Raw genomic sequence first — 19108 nt, forward strand, 5'->3', positions numbered from 1 at the left:
TATTCAAGCACTTCCTTTGACGCAAGACGTGGATGGCCGGGACAAGCCCGGCCATGACGGAAGTGAAGAGGCTCCGGCTATACGAAATCCCGCCCTTGCCAATCCTGTGCTCGACGCTAGTTAACACTGGCGCGGCTTCCGCGCTGGAGCTTGATCAATGACCGATGCACCTGCCTATGAGCCGCCGAAAGTCTGGACCTGGAACAAGGAAAATGGCGGCCGTTTCGCCAGCGTCAACCGCCCGATCGCCGGGCCCACGCATGAGAAGGAACTTCCCGTCGGGAAGCATCCGTTGCAACTTTATTCTCTGGCGACGCCAAACGGCCAGAAGGTCACGATCATGCTGGAAGAGCTGCTCGCGCTCGGCCATTCCGACGCCGAATATGACGCGTGGCTGATCAAGATCGATGGCAACCAGTTCGGCAGTGGTTTTGTTGCGGTCAATCCGAATTCCAAGATCCCGGCGCTGCTGGACCGTAGCGGGCCGGAACCGATCCGCGTGTTCGAGTCCGGCGCGATCCTGATGCACCTTGCCGAGAAGTTCGGTGCATTCCTGCCGACCGGCGGCCAGGCTCGCGCCGAGTGCCTGTCATGGCTGTTCTGGCAGATGGGCAGCGCGCCGTTTCTTGGCGGCGGCTTCGGCCACTTCTATGCCTACGCGCCGACCAAGATCGAATATGCCATCGACCGCTATGCGATGGAGGTGAAGCGTCAACTCGATGTGCTCGATCGTCGTCTGGCGGACAACGAATATCTGTCCGGCAGCGACTACACGATCGCCGACATCGCCGTGTGGCCGTGGTACGGCGGGCTCGTCAAGGGCCTGCTTTATGGCGCAGGCGAATTCCTGTCGGTGCATGAATACAAGAACGTGCTGCGCTGGACCGATCAGATCGCAAAGCGCCCGGCTGTGAAGCGAGGCCGCATCGTCAACCGCATCTCGGGCGATCCCGCGAGCCAATTGCACGAGCGCCACGACGCCAGCGACTTCGAGACCAAGACGCAGGACAAGATCGGAGAGGCGGCGAGCTAGCTTTTCGCGCCCTCGGCTGCCGGAAACACCACCCGGTCGTCGGTGCGGCAATAGCGGTCGGCGAACATCCGGCCGACGGGGTGGTAGCGGTCCATGTGCACACGCATGGCCTCGCGGTCCCACAGCTCGTCGCGGATGTAGAAGTGGATGCCTTCACCCATGATCAGCCGGCGGTCGCCGTTGACGTCGATGATCTTCCAGGTCTTGCATTCCATTGCCCACGGCGCATCCGCAAGGCGCGGCACTGCCACGCTGGTCGATGGCGCAAGCTTGAGCCCGAGATAGTCGGGCTCGCCCACATCTGGCGGAAAGTCGCCGCTGGTCTCATGCATCGCGTGCGCCAGCGGCTCGTCGGTCATGTTGACCACGAACTCGCCGGCGCGCTCGATGTTGACCAGCGTATCCTTCACCCGCCCGTCGGGCCGCAGATTGACTGCGAACATGCAGAGCGGCGGGTCCTCGCAGAACACGTTGAAGAAGCTGTACGGCGCGGCATTGACGACGCCGGTTGGACCGACGCTGGTCACCCAGGCGATCGGTCGCGGCAGCACGAAGGATGCCAGCACCTTGTAGCGTTCGCGCGGCTTCAGATCGCTGGCAGCGTATTCCATGATAGGCTCCAATCGCTGGCCCGAACCCAACCTTGTCATCGCCGGGCTTGACCCGGCAATCCATCACCTTGCGAAAATCTTGTTGCTGATGGATGCGCGGGTCAAGCCCGCGCATGACAGGTGAGCGCTACGGCATGCTGAGTTCGTGCCGGCCGACCACCATCCAGTGCACTTCGTCCGGACCGTCGGCGAAGCGGAGATGGCGGACGTCCTGGTACATTTCGGCAAGCGGCGTCCATTGCGAGATGCCGGTGGCGCCGTGCATCTGGATCGCCTGGTCGATGATCTTGCAGGCGCGCTCGGGGATCATGGCCTTGACCATGGAGACCCAGACGCGCGCTTCCTTGTTGCCGAGCACGTCCATCGCCTTCGCCGCCTTCAGCACCATCAGCCGCATCGCCTCGATCTCGCAGCGCGCCTGCGCGATGATCTGCAGATTGCCGCCGAGATGCGCGATCTTCTTGCCGAAGGCTTCACGGGTGAGGCCGCGCTGCACCATCATGTCGAGCGCCTTCTCGGCCTTGCCGATGGTACGCATGCAATGGTGGATGCGGCCCGGCCCCAGGCGAACCTGGGAGATTTCGAAGCCGCGGCCCTCGCCGAGCAGGATATTGTCCTTCGGCACCCGGACGTTGTTGAAGCGCAGATGCATGTGGCCGCGCGGTGCATGATCCTGTCCGAACACATGCATGGGACCGAGGATCTCGACGCCAGGCGTGTCCTTTGGCACCAGGATCTGCGACTGCTGCTTGCTCGGCGGCGCGTCCGGATTGGTCTTCACCATCACGATCATGATCTTGCAGCGGGGATCGCCGAGGCCGGAGATGTAATATTTCTCGCCGTTGATCACCCACTCGTCGCCGACGAGCTTTGCGGTGGTGGAGATGTTCTTGGCGTCCGACGAGGCGACGTTCGGCTCGGTCATCGCGTAGGCCGAACGGATCTCGCCGTTCAGGAGTGGCTTCAGCCACTTCTCCTTCTGCGCCTTGGTGCCGACACGCTCCAGCACTTCCATGTTGCCGGTGTCGGGCGCCGAACAGTTCATGGTCTCGGAGGCCAGCGGGCTCTTGCCGAGCTCGGCTGCGATATAGGCGTAATCGAGATTGTTCAGGCCTTCGCCGGTCTCGGCGTCCGGCAGGAAGAAGTTCCAGAGGCCTTCCTCCTTGGCCTTCTTCTTGGCTTTGTCCAAGACCTCGATCTGGCCGTCGGTGAAGCTCCAACGGTCCTTCTTGTTCTCGCCGTGCCGATAGAATTCGACCGACATCGGCTCGACGGTTTCCCGGATGAACTTCTTCACATGCTCATAGAGCGGACGGACCTGATCCGACATGCGGAGGTCGTTGAGATCATCGCCCGGATTGAGCGTGTAGTTTGTGGTCCGGGGTATATAGGCGTGTTTCATTTTCTTCCTCCCATCGCCGAGATCGTCGCGGCCAACATAGACGCGGCGGTCTCAAAGTGCGAGCGCACATTTTTCATGGGTGCCTGCGCTGACGTAGCGCAGGACACGAGTGCCGCATGGCGGAATTCGAACAGCGTTTAAAACGCCGTGTAGCCGCCGTCGATCACGAAACAATCCGTCGTGTGGTACGACGACGCCTTGCTCATCAGATAGACCGCGATGCCGCCGAAGTCGGAGGGTTCGCCGAAGCGGCGCACCGGGATGCGCGGCATCACATTGGCGACGAATTTGTCATTCGCCATGATGCCGGCCGTCATGTCGCTCTTGATCCAGCCGGGCAGGATTGCATTCGCGGTGACGCCATGGCGGGCCAGCTCGACGCCGAGCGCGCGGACGAGAGCATTGATCGCGGCCTTGGTGCCGGCATAGTGCTCGTTGCGTGCGGTGCCGAACAGCGATGCCAGGCTCGATGTGGCGACGAGGCGGCCGAAGGCATCGCCGGCTTCGGCGCGCTCGGTCATGTGGCGGGCGGCGGCCTGGAATACATGGAACACGCCGTCGAGATTGGTTGCGAACATGGTTCGCCATTCCTCCTCGGTGCGGTCGATGAAGGCGCGCCGTCCGCCGCCGCCGATCCCGGCATTGGCAAAGCAGCCATCGACGCGGCCGAAGGTGTCGAGCGTCGCCTTCATCGCGTCCTGCACCGAGGCGGCATTGCTGACGTCACAGATGCGGGTGTCGACCTTGCCGGGACCCGCCGCCATCGTTGCCGCAGCCGCCTTGTTCTTCTCGGCGTTGCGGCCCCAGATCGAGACATTGCACCCGGCGGCATTGAGCGCCTGCGCGATGCCAAGCCCGATTCCGCCATTGCCACCGGTGACGACCGCAACGCGGCCCGAGAGGTCGAAGATGCTCATGGTATTTTTTCCTTGGCGTATTTTCCCTGGGGTGTTTCCATTTGGCCTGACGCACGTTAATCGTGCATCCGAAAGCGAGGCGTTCTTGCTCCACCATGGACAAGCGCGTCTCAAAAATCAAATATGGGTCGAAGACTGGACCTACCGCGTTACCCATGGCGCGGGCGCAATTCGCGAGGAAACAATGCAATTCAAGCACGTCACGCTCGATTTCGATGGACCGGTCGCGGTCCTCAAGCTCGACCATCAGGAGGTCATGAACGCGGTGTCGATCGACATGCTCGGCGGCCTGGCCGAAGCGCTCGATGCGATCGAGGACAAGCGGGACGAGGTGCGCTGCGTTGTCATCACCGGTGCCGGCCGCGCTTTCTGCACCGGCGCCAATCTGCAGGGACGCAACAACCAGACGCCGGGCAGGCGTAACGCCGGCGCGGCGCTGGAGACCGCGTTCCATCCGTTCCTGCGGCGGCTGCGCAATCTGCATTGCCCGATCGTCACCGCGGTCAATGGTCCGGCGGCGGGCGCCGGCATGAGCTTCGCGTTGATGGGCGACATGATTCTGTGCGCGCGCTCGGCGTATTTCCTGCAGGCCTTCCGTCGCATCGGCCTGGTGCCGGATTGCGGCTCGACCTGGCTGCTGCCGCGACTGGTCGGCAAGGCGCGTGCGATCGAATTGTCGCTGATGGGCGAGCGGCTGCCGGCCGAGAAGGCGCTGGAATGGGGCCTCATCAACCGCCTCCATGACGACGGCGCGCTGATGGATGAAGCGATGAAGCTCGCGCATGAGCTTGCCAACGGCCCGACGGTCGCGCTGTCGCTGATCCGCAAGCTCTATTGGGACAGCCCGGAGAATTCGTTCGAGGATCAGCTTGACCTCGAATTCCAGTGCCAGCGACAGGCCGGCACCACCGAGGATTTCAAGGAAGGCGTCACCGCGTTCCTCGAGAAGCGCCCGGCGAAGTTCAAGGGCAAATGATCGAGGCCGAACTCGCGCGCTGCGTCGCATCGTTCCATCCCGGCGCGACCGGTGTCACCGGCGCCGCAAAACTCTCCGGCGGCGCCAGCCAGGAGACCTGGACCTTCGACATCGTGCATCCGGACGGCACTATCGGCGCGATCCTGCGCCGCGCGCCGCCGGGCTTTGGTGCGGCACCCTCGCGCGCAGCCGGGCTCGATGCGGAGGCGAGCTTGATGCAGCTTGCGCATGATGCCGGCCTGCCGTCGCCGCGCGTGCTGCATGTGCTGAGGCCGGAGGAGGGGCTTGGTACCGGCTTCATCATGGCGCGCGTTGAGGGCGAGACCATCGCGCGCAAGATCCTGCGCGACGAGCAGTTCGCCAAGGCGCGGCCCCTATTGGCGCGCCAGCTCGGTAAGGTCGCAGCGGGCATCCACGGCTTGCCGGCGACGAAACTGCCGAAGCTGAGGCAGATGACGGCGACCAAGGAGATCGGCGATCTCGAGCGGGAATATCGCGGCTTCGACTGGCCGCGCCCGGTGTTCGAATTGGCGTTGCGCTGGCTGCGCGACCATGATCCCGGTCCATCGGACGAGGTGACGCTGGTGCATGGCGATTTCCGCCACGGCAACCTCATCATCGGTCCCGACGGCGTGCGCGCGGTATTGGACTGGGAGCTCGCGCATTTCGGCGACCCGATGGAGGATCTCGGCTGGATCTGCGTCAACTCCTGGCGCTTCGGCGAGATCGACAAGCCGGTCGGCGGCTTTGGCTCGCGCGAGGAATTGTTCGCAGGCTACGAGGAGACCGGCCGCAAGGTCGATCCTGTCAGGGTGATGTTCTGGGAAGTCATGGGCACGCTGCGCTGGGGCGTGATGTGCTGCGGCATGATGCAGCGCTTCCGCATTGGCCCCGACCATTCGATGGAGCGCGCGATGATCGGCCGTCGTGCGTCGGAGACCGAGATCGATTTGCTCAGGCTATTGGCACCGCGAGGGCGTTGAGATGCAGGACGAACCGACACCAACAGAACTGATCAAGGCCGTCGCAGACTTCCTACGCAACGAGATCGCGCCCGCGATCAAGGGCCACAATTCGTTCAAGCTCCGCGTCGGCATCAACGCGCTTGATCTGGTAACGCGCCAGCTCACATTGGCGCAAACGGCTGATGCTGCCGAGGCAGCGCGGCTGAAGCAATTACTCGGCGCGGACGGTTCGCTGATCGAGCTGAACCGCCTTCTCTCGGAGAAGATCGCGAGTGGCGTGGTTGATCTGCAAACGCCGGGGCTGGCCGACCACCTCTGGCAGACCACGATGGACAAGCTCGCCGTCGATCAGCCGAACTATGCGGCGTATAAACGGGAGATGGGCGACACAACGAGATCGTAGTTGTGTCGTCATGCCCGGGCTTGTCCCGGGCATCCACGCGCGTCCTTCATCGAGGTGCCAAAGATCGTGGATGGCCGGGACAAGCCCGGCCATGACGGAGAGCGAAGGCAGCCTACTTCCCCACCCACTTCGGCGGGCGCTTCTCGGCAAACGCCTTCGGACCCTCGATGTAATCCTGTGAGGCCGCCATCGCCTTCACCGCGGGGTAATCGCGCTGCTCGTTGATGGCCTGCTCCAGCGACACGGCCAAGCCGCGTTCGATGGTCTGCTTGGAGGCGCGGATCGACATCGGCGAGTTCTTGCAGATGGTCTCGGCCCAGCGCACAGCCGCAGCCAGTGCCTCGCCCTGCGGCACCACCTCGTTGACGAAGCCGAGCTCGTGGCCTTCCTTGGCGCTGACATGGCGCGCGGTGAGGATCATGCCCATCGCGCGCTTCAGCCCGATCTGCCGCGGCAATCGGTGCAGGCCGCCGGCGAGCGCGGCGAGACCGACGCGCGGTTCCGGCAGCGCGAAGGTTGCATTCTCGGCGGCGATGATGAGGTCGCAGGCGAGCGCGATCTCAAAGCCGCCGCCCATCGCCACGCCGTTGACCGCGGCGATGATCGGCTTGTCGCAATCGAAACGCGAGGTCAGCCCGCCGAAGCCGCCCTTGTCCCAGCCGCGCTTGCCGCCCGCCGCCTGCCATTTCAAATCGTTGCCGGCGCAGAACGCCTTGTCGCCGGCGCCGGTGACTATCGCGACCCATTGCTCGGGATCCGCGGAGAAATCGTCGAACACCTTGTTGAGCTCGAAATGCGCATCGATATGCAGCGCGTTGTAGACCTCGGGGCGCGACAGCGTCACGATGGTGATCGGGCCCTTGCGTTCCACCTTCGAGAATTTCAGATCCATATTCGCTCCCGCTGATTTTCTGTGGCGAAGAATATTGGCCGCGATAGTAGCGCGGCTCAGGCGCTTGATGCCAGCCAATTACGCAAGGCGTCTGCGCATGCCAAGCGCGCCGCAGTTGCTTGACTTGGGCACAGTCTTCTCACCTTAATCAACCCGAACAGAGGCGTGCAGCGCCTAAACGCAAAACGACAAGCAACGACATCTTGCGGGAGAGATTGCCTTGGATTTCAACTTGCCGGCCGACCTCGTCGGCTATCTCGCAGAACTCGATTCCTTCATCGCACGCGAGATCAAGCCGCTGGAGGAGGCCGACGATAACATCCGCTTCTTCGACCACCGCCGCGAATGGGCGCGCACCGATTTCGAGAACGGGGGCCTGCCGCGGCACGAATGGGAAGCGCTGCTGCGCAAAGCCAAGGACCGCGCCGATGCCGCGGGCCATCTGCGCTTTGCGATCCCGAAACGCTATGGCGGCAAGGACGGCTCCAATCTCTGGATGGCGGTGATCCGCGAGCATTTCGCCTCCAAGGGGTTAGGCCTGCACAACGACCTGCAGAACGAGCATTCGATCGTCGGCAATTTCCCTGTCGTCACCATGCTCGACCGCTACGGCAGCGACGCACAGAAGGCGATGATCGACGGCTCGATCACAGGAAAATACCGCATCACCTTCGGCCTCACCGAGCCCGACCACGGCTCCGATGCGACCCATATGGAGACCAGGGCGGAGCCGGCGACCCGCGACAACGTCAAGGGCTGGCTGATCAACGGCGAGAAGATGTGGACCACGGGCATGCATGTCGCAACCCATTGCGCGCTGTTCGCGCGCACGTCGGGCAATGACGGCGATGCGCGCGGCATCACCTGCTTCCTCGTGCCGGCGAAATCGGAAGGCGTGAAGGTCGAGGAATATATGTGGACCTTCAACATGCCGACCGATCATCCCCGCGTCAGCTTCACGGATGTGTTCGTGCCTGAGGATGCGCTGTTCGGCGAGGTCGGCCGCGGGCTGTCGCTAGCGCAATGCTTCGTGCACGAGAACCGTATCCGCCAGGCTGCGAGCTCGCTCGGCGCCGCCGTCTACTGCATCAATGAAAGCGTCACCTATGCGCGCGAACGAAAACCGTTCGGCAAGGCGCTGGCCGAGAACCAGGCGATCCAGTGGCCACTGGTGGAGCTTGCGACCCAAGCCGAGATGCTGCGTCTGTTGATCCGCAAGACCGCCTGGGAAATGGATCAGCTCACCCAGGCGCAGGTCGAGCACACGCTCTCCGACAAGGTCTCGATGTGCAACTACTGGGCAAACCGCCTCTGTTGCGAGGCCGCCGACCGCGCCATGCAGGTCCACGGCGGCATGGGCTATTCACGCCACAAGCCGTTCGAGCACATCTACCGCCACCACCGCCGCTACCGCATCACCGAAGGCAGCGAGGAAATCCAGAAGCGCAAAGTGGCGGGATTCCTGTTCGGCTATATGGGAGCAGGCAAGCGCTAGCCCCGCACTCCACTGTCGTCCCCGCGAAGGCGGGGACCCATAACCACAGGACTGCGTTGTGGCGCGAGCAAGCAGTTACAGCGGAGCACACAACAACGCCCTGTGGTTATGGGTCCCGGGTCGCCCTTCGCTTGCCCGGGACGACGGCGGTTTGTCGCGCGATATCACCCTCGCGCTGCGCGATCCTTCTCATTCTGCGCCTTGATCGAGTCGCGCGCGTTGGTCCAGTCGTCGTCGCTCCAGTCGCGGAGTTGATAGAAATTGCCGCCCATCGCGAGCGCCTGGGCGCCGTCCATTGCGATGGTCTCGCCGTTGATCCAGTCGCAGCCGCCGGAGATCAGGAACACCGCGAGGTTCTGCAATTCCTCCATGGTGCCGACGCGGCCCATCGGGTTCATCGCCTTGGTCCGCGCGCCGGCTTCGTCGCCCGGCTTGATGCGCTTGCTCATGCCTTCGGTCGGGATTTCGCCGGGCGCGATGGTGTTGAGGCGGATGCCGTATTTGCCCCATTCGATCGCGAGCGACATCGTCATGGCGTGGATCGCGGACTTGCTCATTGCCGACGGCACCACATAGGGCGAGCCGTTGCGCACCCAGGTAACGGTGATCGACACCACGTTGCCGCGCTGCTTGCCGGCGATCCAGCGCCGCCCGACCGCATGGGTGACGTAGAACGTGCCGTGCATGACGATATTGGCCACCGCATCGAAGCCGCGCGGCGAGAGCTCTTCGGAACGCGAGATGAAATTGCCGGCGGCGTTGTTGATGAGGTCGGTGAGGGGGCCGCTGCTGGTCCAGATCGCCTCGATCATCTCGTCGACCGCCTGCGCGCTGCGGATATCGACGCCGTGGCTGACCACGCGCCCGCCATACTGGTCCATCAGCTCGGTTGCGGTCTCGTCGCAGACGATCTTGCGGCGGCCGCAGATATGCACTTCGGCCCCCAACTGCAGGAATTTGGCGGCCATGGACTTGCCGAGGCCGGTACCGCCCCCGGTCACGAGGATACGCCGTCCGGCGAGAAGCTGATCTGTGAACATGGTTTCCACCCAAAGGGGATTGTCAGTTAATTGGTCGATTGACTAAAACCGCCAACGGCCCTTCTGTAAAGCGCCATCAAGAACAGCGGAGGACAATTCCATGGAGCAACGCGTCACGATCTCGGTTTCCGATGGGATCGCCGATGTCCGGCTGGTGCGCGCGGACAAGATGAATGCGCTGGATGCCCCGATGTTCGAGGCGCTGGTGGCCGCGACTGAGCGACTTTCGACCGAAAAAGGCGTCCGGGTGGTAGTATTGTCCGGGGAGGGGCGGGCGTTCTGCGCCGGCCTCGACATGGGGCGTTTCGCCGCGATGAAGGAGAAGGGCGGCAACGGGATCGCCGGCGGCGAGAAGCGGGACCTCACCATCCGCACCCACGGGCAGGCCAATTTCCCGCAACAGGCAGTCTGGGGCTGGCGGCAGCTTCCGGTGCCGGTCATCGCCGCGGTTCATGGCGTCGCCTTCGGCGGCGGCTTCCAGCTCGCGCTCGGCGCCGACATGCGCTTCCTCAGCGCTGACGCGCGGATGTCGATCATGGAGGTCAAATGGGGCCTCGTCCCCGACATGGCGGGCACGCCGATCCTCGCCACGCTGGTGCGCGACGATATCCTGCGCGAGCTCACCTATACCGGGCGCATCTTCTCGGCCCAGGAAGCCCTGGGCTATGGCCTCGCCACCCGCGTGTGCGACGATCCGCGCGCCGCGGCCTTCGAGGTCGCGCGCGAGATTGCCGGCAAGAGCCCGGATGCGGTCCGTGCCGCCAAGCGCCTGTTGAACAAGCTGTCGGTCGATCCCGGCCCGGCGCTGCTCGCCGAGTCCGTCGAGCAGCAGAAGCTGTTGGGCAGCCCGAACCAGACGGAGGCCGTGCGCGCCAACATCGACAAGCGCCCGCCGCGCTTTGTGGACGCGTAGAGCCTCTCACGCCGTCATGGCCGGGCTTGTCCCGGCCATCCACGTTTTGGTCTCTCGGCGACGAAGCAAGAACGTGGATCACCGGGACAAGCCCGGTGATGACGAAAACAGCGAATGCCGGGCCAACAACGGACAAGAACAACAAGCAAATGAGCGAAACCTCCCAACTCTTCCTCGGCATCATCAGCGGCGATCGCCGTCGCACGCATGAGGAAGTCGCCGAGCGCACTGAGCGCATCGCCAGCGGCCTGCGGAAGCTTGGCGTCCGCGAGGGCGACAGCGTGTGCATGCTGATGCGCAACGACATCGCCTTCATCGAGGCCGCCTATGCCGCGATGCGGCTAGGGGCCTATGGCGTGCCGATCAACTGGCATTTCAAGCCGGAAGAGATCAACTACGTGCTGACGGATTCCGGCACGAGGGTCCTGATCGCGCATGCCGACATGCTGCATCCGTTGCGGGATGCGATCCCTGCCGGCATCACCGTGCTGAGCGTGCCGACACCGCCGGAGATCCTCGCCAACTACAAGATCAATCCCGATCATCTCGGCGTGCCGGATTTCGCTGTTGATTTCGAGCCGTGGCTCGCGAAACACCCACGTTATGACGGCCCGGTAGTGCCGCAGCCGCAGAACATGATCTACACCTCGGGCACAACAGGCCATCCCAAGGGCGTCCGCCGCTTTGCTCCGACGCCGGAGCAGGCGGCCAATGCGGAAGCGATGCGCGCCATGATCTATGGTCTCAGGCCCGGCGTCCGCGCGCTGCTTCCGGGCCCGCTCTATCATTCCGCGCCGAATTCCTTCGGCCTCCGCTCCGGCCGGCTCGGCGGCGCGCTGCTGATGATGCCGCGCTTCGATGCGGAAGATTTCCTCAGCTTAGTCGAGGAGCAGCGGGTCGACACCGTCTTCATGGTGCCGACCATGTTCATCCGCCTGATGAAGCTGCCGGAGAAGGTGCGCAGGAAATATGACGTGTCCTCGCTGCGCCATGTCATCCACGCTGCCGCGCCCTGTCCGGCCGATATCAAGCGCGCGATGATCGAGTGGTGGGGGCCGGTGATCTATGAGTTCTACGGCTCGACCGAGTCGGGGGCGGTGACGTTCGCGAATTCCGAGGATGCGCTGAAGAAGCCCGGCACTGTCGGCAAGATTTCGCCGGGCGCCGAGCTGCGCTTCATCGGCGAGGACGGCAAGGTGCTGCCATCAGGAGAGATCGGCGAGATCTATTCGCGCATCGCTGGCAATCCGGACTTCACCTACCACAACAAGCCGGAAAAGCGCGCCGAGATCGATCGCGACGGGTTCGTCACCTCAGGCGACGTCGGCTATATCGACGAGGACGGTTACGTCTTCATCTGCGACCGCAAGCGCGACATGGTGATTTCGGGCGGGGTCAACATCTATCCGGCCGAGATCGAGGCGGTGCTGCATGCCGTTCCCGGCGTGCATGATTGCGCGGTGTTCGGCATCCCCGATGCCGAATTCGGCGAGGCGCTGATGGCGGTGGTCGAGCCGCAAGCAGGGGCCAAGCTGGACGTCGCCTCGGTCCGCGCCCAGCTCAAGAACTCGCTCGCCGACTACAAGGTGCCCAAGCACATCGAAATCGCAACCAACCTGCCGCGCGAGGATTCCGGCAAAATCTTCAAGCGCCGCCTCCGCGACCCCTATTGGGAGCAGGCGGGAAGGAGGATTTAGCCTCCCGTCGTCCCGGGCTTGATGACAGACCCTCATGGTGAGGAGGCGCGTAGCGCCGTCTCGAACCATGAGGCCCCGACAGCGCCCGCGGCCCATCCTTCGAGACGCCGCTGGCGCGGCTCCTCAGGATGAGGTTGGAAGCCGAGGTCGGCGGCGCAACGTCCTGTGTGCGCCGCCTCCAACTTCATCTTGCGCTGCGGCAAAAAAGTTGCACACTCGCACCAGCCGGGCAGTTGCTGGAGCGATCAGCCATGTCTCCCCAGACCATGTCTTCCGAGACCGAAGTCCGCGCCAATCGCGCCGAGGACAGCCAGGCGCTCGAGGAAGATGCGCGGCTGCGCAACGACATCCGCCTGCTCGGGCGCGTCCTCGGCGACACCGTGCGCGACCAGGAGGGCGCCGACGTCTTCGACCTGGTCGAACGCATCCGCCAAACCTCGATCCGGTTCCATCGGGATGAAGACCGGCTGGCGCGACGGGAACTGGAAACCATCCTCGACAGCATGTCGATCTCGGAGACGGTGCGGATCGTCCGGGCCTTCAGCTATTTCTCCCACCTCGCCAACATCGCCGAGGACCAGAACAACATCCGCCAGATGCGGGGGCGGGGAGCCGGTGCGCCGCGTCCGAGCCTGCTGACGCAGGCGGTGAGCCATGCGCAGCAGGCTGGATTCAGCCCTGACGATCTGCGCCGCTTCTTCAAGGGTGCCCTGGTCAGCCCGGTCCTGACGGCGCATCCGACCGAGGTCCGACGCAAGAGCACCATGGACCGCGAGATGGAGGTCGCACGTCTGCTCGACCGGCGCGAACGGGTGCAGATGACGCCCGAAGAGAGCGAGGCCAGCGACGAGCAGCTTCGCCGCGCCGTGGTGACGCTATGGCAGACCAATCTGTTGCGCCGGACCAAGCTAACGGTGCTGGACGAGGTCACCAACGGATTGTCGTTCTACGACTACACGTTCCTCCACGAGGTGCCGCGGCTGCATTGTGCGCTGGAAGACCGGCTCAACAAGGAAGGCGGCGAGCCCGGCGAACTCGCATCCTTCCTGAAGATGGGAAGCTGGATCGGCGGCGACCGCGACGGCAACCCGTTCGTCACCGCCGACGTCATGCGCGGCACGCTGCGGCTGCAGTCGAGCCGGATCTTGAGCTTCTATCTGGAAGAGCTGCACTTACTTGGCGCCGAATTGTCGCTGGCCAAGAACCTTGCCGATGTTTCTGACGAGCTGCGTGTGCTCGCCGAGCGCTCGCCCGATCCTTCGCCGCACCGGAGCGGCGAGCCCTATCGTTTGGCGGTGTCCGGCATCTATGCCCGGCTCACCGCGACCGCCGAGAAGCTGCAGGTCGAGATCACGCGGCGGCCGGTCGGCAAGGCCGAGCCGTATACCAATGTGAATGAGCTGAAGGCCGACCTCGACGTGCTCGACCGCTCGCTGATCGCCAACAATTCCGCCGTCATCGCGCGTGGACGCTTGCGGCTGCTGCGGCGCGCGGTGGATTGCTTCGGCTTCCATCTCGCCCGCCTCGACATCAGGCAAAACTCCGCGGTGCATGAGCGCACCGTCGCCGAACTGCTTGATACTGCGGTCCCCGGCATGTCCTACATGGCGCTCAGCGAGGATGCCCGCATCAACCTGTTGCTCGGCGAACTTCGCAGCGCGCGTCCGTTGTCCTCGCCCTTCGTGAAATACAGCGAGGAGACGCTGGGAGAGCTCGCCGTGTTCCGGGCAGCCGCCGAAGCGCATGCGACCTTCGGCTCGGAGGCGATTTCCCAATGCATCATCTCGATGTGCAAGGGCATGTCCGACATGCTCGAGGTCGCCGTGCTCTTGAAGGAGGTCGGGCTCATCAATCCCTCCGGCCGCAGCGCCATCAACATCGTGCCGCTGTTCGAGACCATCGAGGATCTGCAGGCCTCCAGCGGCATCATGGACCGCATGCTGGCGCTGCACGATTATCGCCGATTGGTGGACAGTCGCGGCGGCGTGCAGGAGGTGATGCTCGGCTATTCCGACAGCAACAAGGACGGCGGGTTCGTCACATCAGGCTGGGAGCTCTACAAGGCGGAGATCGGCCTCGTCGAGGTGTTCGAGCGCCATCACGTGCGCCTGCGTCTGTTCCATGGCCGCGGCGGCTCGGTCGGCCGCGGCGGCGGCCCGAGCTATGACGCCATCATCGCCCAGCCCGGCGGTGCCGTGAACGGCCAGATCCGGATCACCGAGCAGGGCGAGATCATCTCGAGCAAGTATTCCAACGCCGAAGTCGGCCGCAACAACCTGGAGATCCTTGCCGCCGCGACGCTCGAGACCAGCCTCTTGCAGCCCAGGCAAAGCGCGCCGCGCGCCGAATATCTGAAGGCGATGGAGCAGCTCTCCGCGCTCGCCTTCAAGGCCTACCGCGGTCTGGTCTACGAGACCGACGGCTTTGCCGATTATTTCTGGGGCTCGACCGTCATCAACGAAATCGCGACGCTCAACATCGGCAGCCGACCGGCGTCGCGCAAGAAGACGCGCGAGATCGAGGACCTTCGCGCCATCCCTTGGGTGTTCTCTTGGGCGCAGTGCCGGCTAATGCTGCCGGGCTGGTATGGTTTCGGCAGCGCGGTCGAGACCTGGATCGCGGAGCATCCGGAGCAGGGCATGCCGTTCCTGCAGGAGCTCTACAAGGAATGGCCGTTCTTCCGCACACTGCTCTCCAACATGGACATGGTGCTGGCAAAGAGCTCGATCGCGATCGCCTCGCGCTATGCCGAGCTGGTGCCGGATGCGGAGTTGCGCGAGCAGATTTTCGGCCGCATCCGCCGCGAATGGCATCTCTCGATCGAGACGCTGCTGGACATCATGGGCCATGAGCGGCTGTTGCAGGGCAACCCGCTGCTCGAACGCTCGATCCGCAACCGCTTCCCCTATCTCGATCCGCTGAACCACGTGCAGGTGGAACTGTTGAAAGAGCACCGCGCGCAGAACCCTGACGAGCAGGTGCTGCGCGGCATCCAGCTCACGATCAACGGGATCTCCGCAGGGTTGAGGAATAGCGGGTAGGGGGCGAACGCCGCTTCACCGTCGTCCCGGCGAACGCCGGGACCCATACCGCGTGATCTATCGGATCAAGGAAAGGTGGGAGAGACCTTTCTCCTGCAACGATGCCCTGCGGTTATGGGTCCCCGCTCCCGGGTGCAATTGCGCCCTAGGCCGGGACGACGGGTGGATAGGTGGCGCCCCTCCTCAACAATTATGCGCGCCCTGCGTCTCCACATAGACCGCATAGAGCGACTGGCTCGCGGTCATGAACAGGCGATTGCGCTTCTTGCCGCCGAAGCAGACATTGGCGCAGGTCTCGGGCAGCAGGATCTGGCCGATCCGCGTGCCGTCGGGCGCGAACACCTGCACGCCGTCATAGCCCGGGCCGACCCAGCCGGCGCCCACCCAGATGTTGCCCTCGGTGTCGACGCGCAGTCCGTCGGGGAAGCCTGACTTGCCGTCGAGCTTCATGTCGATCAACTGCTTCGGGTTGGACAGCTTGTCGCCATTGATGTCGTAGCTCCAGACCACGTTGTTGGCGTTCGGATAGTGCGTGATGCCGGTGTCGCAGACATAGAGCTTCTTGTAGTCGTGGCTGAAGGCGATGCCGTTCGGCTTGAACGGCTCGTCTGCAACCTTGGTGATCTGGCCGGACTGTCCATCGATCCGGTACACCGCCTCCTTCTGGTAGGGCTGCACCGAGCCGGTGTTGGCCAACTGTCCCTCATAGATAGAGATCGCGCCATAGCCGGGATCGGTAAACCAGATCGACTTGTCATTGGGGTGGACCACCATGTCGTTCGGCCCGTTCAGCGGCTTGCCGTTAGCCTCCTGGGCCAGCGTGGTGACCGTACCGTTGTGCTCGTAGCGCACCAGCCGCGTGCGTTCGGCTGAAATCTGCCGTCCCTCGAAATCGAAGGAGTTGCCGTTGGCCTCGTTCGACGGTTTGTGGAACTGCTCGGAGATGTGGCCGTCGTCGTCGAGATAGCGAAGCTGCCGGTTGGCGGGGATGTCGCTCCAGACCAGATATTGCCCCTGCGCATTCCAGGCCGGCCCCTCGGCCCACAGGCAGCCCGTGTAGAGACGCTTGATCGCGGTGTTGCCGACCTTGGCCTTGAAGCGCTTCGGATCGATCACGACGATATCGGGGTCGGGATAGCGCTGCGGCTCCGCATTGCGACCGAAATCGCGGCCGAAGGCTTCCGGCGCAACCGCCGCAGTTGCAGCAATCGCGGTTGCACTGCGCAACAGCGTCCGGCGGTCGAGCCCGCTCGAGCCGCCGTCCTGCTGGTTGGGTGAATTGTTTGGATTGTTCATGACTTCCTCCCAGGCTTTTTTGTTGTTGGGAAGGAACTCATGCGCCCGCATTCCGGCATAATGCGGGCAGCCGTTGCGAAACAACTGGAGATAGCGTCGTCCCGGGAGCGAGCCGGGACAACGCTGTCATGAAGTTGTCAGACCATCACTCGGACCTCATCCCGAGGAGCCGCGCAAGCGGCGTCTCGAGGGATGGGCCGCGGGGGGAGATTGGGGCCTCATGGTTCGAGACGGCGCTGCGCGCCTCCTCACCATGAGGATCGACGGTCAGATCGGGTCCCAGCCGAAGACGTCGGCGGAGCGATCGAGCTTGTAGAACGACGGCTGCAGGGCCGGCATGCCGTGCTCGGCGATGGTCTGCGGGGTCCAGCCTTCGCCGCGGTGCACCGAGCGCAGCGGACGATTCTGGCTGAACAGGAAAATCTCGTTCATGCGTACACCAAAGATCTGCCCGGTGACGTCCTTGGCGACGTCAGAGAGCAGATAGGCGCAGACTGGCGCGATCTTCTCCGGGCCCATCTGCTTGATCTTTTCGACGCGCGCCTTTTCGGCGTCGGTCTCGGTTGGAATAGTGCCGATCATGCGGGTCCAGGCGAACGGGGAGACGCAGTTGGAGCGCACGTTGAAGCGGCTCATGTCGAGCGCGATCGACTTCGACAGGCCGACGATGCCGAGCTTGGCGGCGGCGTAGTTGGCCTGGCCAAAATTGCCGATCAGGCCCGAGGTCGAGGTGAAGTGCACGAAGGAGCCGCTTTCCTGCTCGCGGAACAGCCGCGCTGCGGCGTGGCTGACGTAGAACGAGCCCATCAGGTGCACCTTGATGACGGCCTCGAACGCCTCCACGCTCATGCGGTGGAAGATCGCGTCGCGCAGGATGCCGGCATTGTTGACGACGCCGTCGAGCCGGCCGAAATGATCGGTCGCGGTCTTCACGATCTTGCTGGCCGGGATCGCTTCCGCAACCGACTCGAAATTGGCGACCGCGGTGCCACCGCGCTTCTTGATTTCTTCGACCACTTCCTCGGCTGGGGCGGCGCTCGATCCCGCGCCGTCGGCCGTGCCGCCGGGATCGTTGACCACAACCTTGGCGCCTTCGGCGGCGCAGAGCAGCGCGATCTCGCGCCCGATGCCGCGGCCTGCGCCGGTGACGATGATGACCTTGTCCTGCAGTGATTTTGTCATGAGGGTTCTCCGCTATGCTTTCCGAATTACACCGTCATTCCGGGGCGCGCGAAGCGCGAACCCGGAATCCATTTTTGCCTCGCGATGGATTCCGGGCCTGCGCCTGACGGCGCATCCCGGAATGACGGGCTGCTACTTCTCGTTCGTGAAGATGATCGTGCCCGACGCTGCGAACATGCCGCCGACGCCATGGCACACCGAGATCTTCGCGCCGGGCACCTGCGCCGGCGCGATGCCGCGCATCTGGCGCACGCTCTCCTGCAGCGCGTACATGCCATACATGCCCGAATGCATGTAGGAAAGGCCGCCGCCATTGGTGTTGAGCGGCAGCTTGCCGCCGGGGCGCGTATTGCCGTGGGCGATGAACTTGCCGGTCTCCTCATAAGGCATGAAGCCGAGATCGCCGAGGCCGAACAGCGGCAGGTGCGCAAAGGCGTCGTAGATCATGAGATGGTCGACATCCCCGTGCGTGATGCCGGCCTCCTTGAAGGCGAGGGGACCGGCGACCTTGAAGGCGCGCGAGGAGTTGAAGGTCTCCATCTGGCTGACCATCGGCGTTTCCACGCTCTCGCCGGTGCCGAGGATGTAGACCGGCTTCTGCGGAAAATCCTTGGCCCGATCGGCCGAGGTCAGGATCAGCGCGCCGCCGCCATCGGTGACGAGGCAGCACTGCAGCAGGCGGAAGGGATAAGCGATCATCCGCGAGTTCAGGACGTCGGCAACCGTGATCGGGTCCTTCATGGTCGCACGCGGATTTTTCGCGGCCCACTCACGCTGCACGACGGCCACCATCGCGATCTGCTCGTGGGTGACGCCATAGGTCTTCATGAAGCGCAGCACCGGGATCGGGAACATGCTCGGCGGCCCGTACACGCCGAATGGCGCCTCGAACTGGCCGTTGAGGCTGTCCGGTGGCGTGAAGCGCGGCTGCTTGCCGATCATCGACTTGCCGCTCTCGGCATGCGTGATCAGCACGGTCTTGCAGAGGCCGGCCTCGATCGCCGCCGCGGCGTGGCGGACATGCAGCATGAACGAGCAGCCGCCGACGGACGTGCCGTCGACCCAGGTCGGCTTGATGCCGAGATAGTGACAGACCTGCTGCGGCGTCTCGACCGCGGTGGCGAAACCGTCGATGTCGGAAAGCTTCAGCCCCGCATCGGCGATGGCGTTGAGCGCCGCATCCGCGTGGAGCTGGAGCTGCGACATGTTGGGGATGACGCCGAGCTCGGTGGTCTCGGCCGCGCC

At 63.9% G+C, this 19108-nt stretch carries 16 protein-coding genes; 8 read left to right on the plus strand and 8 right to left on the minus strand.

What is annotated here, in order from left to right; all coding sequences use genetic code 11:
• Positions 1-157: 157 nt before the first annotated feature.
• Positions 158-1033, plus strand: coding sequence for a glutathione-dependent disulfide-bond oxidoreductase (gene yghU / locus ACZXDY_RS17280; protein ID WP_028164948.1), 876 nt, complete (start codon positions 158-160; stop codon positions 1031-1033).
• Here the strand turns inward: yghU and ACZXDY_RS17285 are convergent.
• The 3 genes from ACZXDY_RS17285 to ACZXDY_RS17295 form a co-directional block, all read right to left on the minus strand.
• Complete coding sequence (locus tag ACZXDY_RS17285) at positions 1030-1644, minus strand: flavin reductase family protein (RefSeq protein ID WP_464346323.1); 615 nt, start codon at positions 1642-1644, stop codon at positions 1030-1032. The genes yghU and ACZXDY_RS17285 overlap by 4 nt on opposite strands.
• Before the next feature lie 127 nt (positions 1645-1771).
• Positions 1772-3046, minus strand: coding sequence for an acyl-CoA dehydrogenase family protein (locus ACZXDY_RS17290; protein WP_464346324.1), 1275 nt, complete (start codon positions 3044-3046; stop codon positions 1772-1774).
• Between the two features lie 137 nt (positions 3047-3183).
• On the minus strand, positions 3184-3963 hold the full coding sequence (locus ACZXDY_RS17295) for an SDR family NAD(P)-dependent oxidoreductase (protein ID WP_464346325.1): 780 nt from the start codon (positions 3961-3963) through the stop codon (positions 3184-3186).
• Between the two features lie 184 nt (positions 3964-4147).
• Between ACZXDY_RS17295 and ACZXDY_RS17300 the strand changes: the two genes are divergently transcribed.
• From ACZXDY_RS17300 to ACZXDY_RS17310, 3 genes are read left to right on the plus strand one after another with little or no spacing between them, the layout of a single operon-like run.
• Complete coding sequence (locus ACZXDY_RS17300; RefSeq protein ID WP_464346326.1) at positions 4148-4939, plus strand: enoyl-CoA hydratase/isomerase; 792 nt, start codon at positions 4148-4150, stop codon at positions 4937-4939.
• Positions 4936-5922, plus strand: a complete 987-nt coding sequence (locus ACZXDY_RS17305) for a phosphotransferase family protein (RefSeq protein ID WP_464346327.1) — start codon at positions 4936-4938, stop codon at positions 5920-5922. Before ACZXDY_RS17300 ends, ACZXDY_RS17305 begins: the two co-directional genes overlap by 4 nt.
• 1 nt (position 5923) lies before the next feature.
• Entirely contained in the window at positions 5924-6307 is a 384-nt protein-coding gene (locus ACZXDY_RS17310; RefSeq protein ID WP_464346328.1) for a DUF6285 domain-containing protein, read from the plus strand.
• Positions 6308-6419: 112 nt separating this feature from the next.
• Here ACZXDY_RS17310 and ACZXDY_RS17315 read toward each other — a convergent pair whose 3' ends face one another.
• The gene (locus tag ACZXDY_RS17315) at positions 6420-7199 is read right to left on the minus strand and encodes an enoyl-CoA hydratase-related protein (RefSeq protein ID WP_028164941.1); all 780 of its coding nucleotides are present in this window, start codon (positions 7197-7199) and stop codon (positions 6420-6422) included.
• A 220-nt stretch (positions 7200-7419) separates the two neighbouring features.
• Between ACZXDY_RS17315 and ACZXDY_RS17320 the strand changes: the two genes are divergently transcribed.
• Complete coding sequence (locus ACZXDY_RS17320; protein ID WP_464346329.1) at positions 7420-8694, plus strand: acyl-CoA dehydrogenase family protein; 1275 nt, start codon at positions 7420-7422, stop codon at positions 8692-8694.
• A 164-nt stretch (positions 8695-8858) separates the two neighbouring features.
• Here ACZXDY_RS17320 and ACZXDY_RS17325 read toward each other — a convergent pair whose 3' ends face one another.
• A complete protein-coding gene (locus tag ACZXDY_RS17325) occupies positions 8859-9734 on the minus strand; it encodes an SDR family oxidoreductase (RefSeq protein WP_464346330.1) in 876 nt (291 codons plus the stop codon).
• A 100-nt stretch (positions 9735-9834) separates the two neighbouring features.
• Between ACZXDY_RS17325 and ACZXDY_RS17330 the strand changes: the two genes are divergently transcribed.
• From ACZXDY_RS17330 to ppc, 3 genes are all read left to right on the plus strand, one after another.
• A complete protein-coding gene (locus ACZXDY_RS17330; RefSeq protein WP_464346331.1) occupies positions 9835-10647 on the plus strand; it encodes a crotonase/enoyl-CoA hydratase family protein in 813 nt (270 codons plus the stop codon).
• Between the two features lie 149 nt (positions 10648-10796).
• Complete coding sequence (locus ACZXDY_RS17335; protein WP_464346338.1) at positions 10797-12344, plus strand: acyl-CoA synthetase; 1548 nt, start codon at positions 10797-10799, stop codon at positions 12342-12344.
• Positions 12345-12595: 251 nt separating this feature from the next.
• Positions 12596-15385 carry a phosphoenolpyruvate carboxylase gene (gene ppc / locus ACZXDY_RS17340; protein WP_464346332.1) on the plus strand — a complete coding sequence of 930 codons (2790 nt, stop codon included), beginning with the start codon at positions 12596-12598 and terminating at the stop codon, positions 15383-15385.
• Between the two features lie 183 nt (positions 15386-15568).
• Here ppc and ACZXDY_RS17345 read toward each other — a convergent pair whose 3' ends face one another.
• The 3 genes from ACZXDY_RS17345 to ACZXDY_RS17355 form a co-directional block, all read right to left on the minus strand.
• A complete protein-coding gene (locus ACZXDY_RS17345; RefSeq protein WP_464346333.1) occupies positions 15569-16681 on the minus strand; it encodes an SMP-30/gluconolactonase/LRE family protein in 1113 nt (370 codons plus the stop codon).
• Between the two features lie 267 nt (positions 16682-16948).
• On the minus strand, positions 16949-17863 hold the full coding sequence (locus tag ACZXDY_RS17350) for an SDR family oxidoreductase (protein ID WP_464346334.1): 915 nt from the start codon (positions 17861-17863) through the stop codon (positions 16949-16951).
• Between the two features lie 132 nt (positions 17864-17995).
• Positions 17996-19108: thiolase C-terminal domain-containing protein (locus ACZXDY_RS17355; RefSeq protein ID WP_464346335.1), on the minus strand; the 1113-nt coding region annotated here is incomplete at its 5' end.

The sequence above is a fragment of the Bradyrhizobium sp. LeoB3 genome (genome assembly GCF_055456055.1).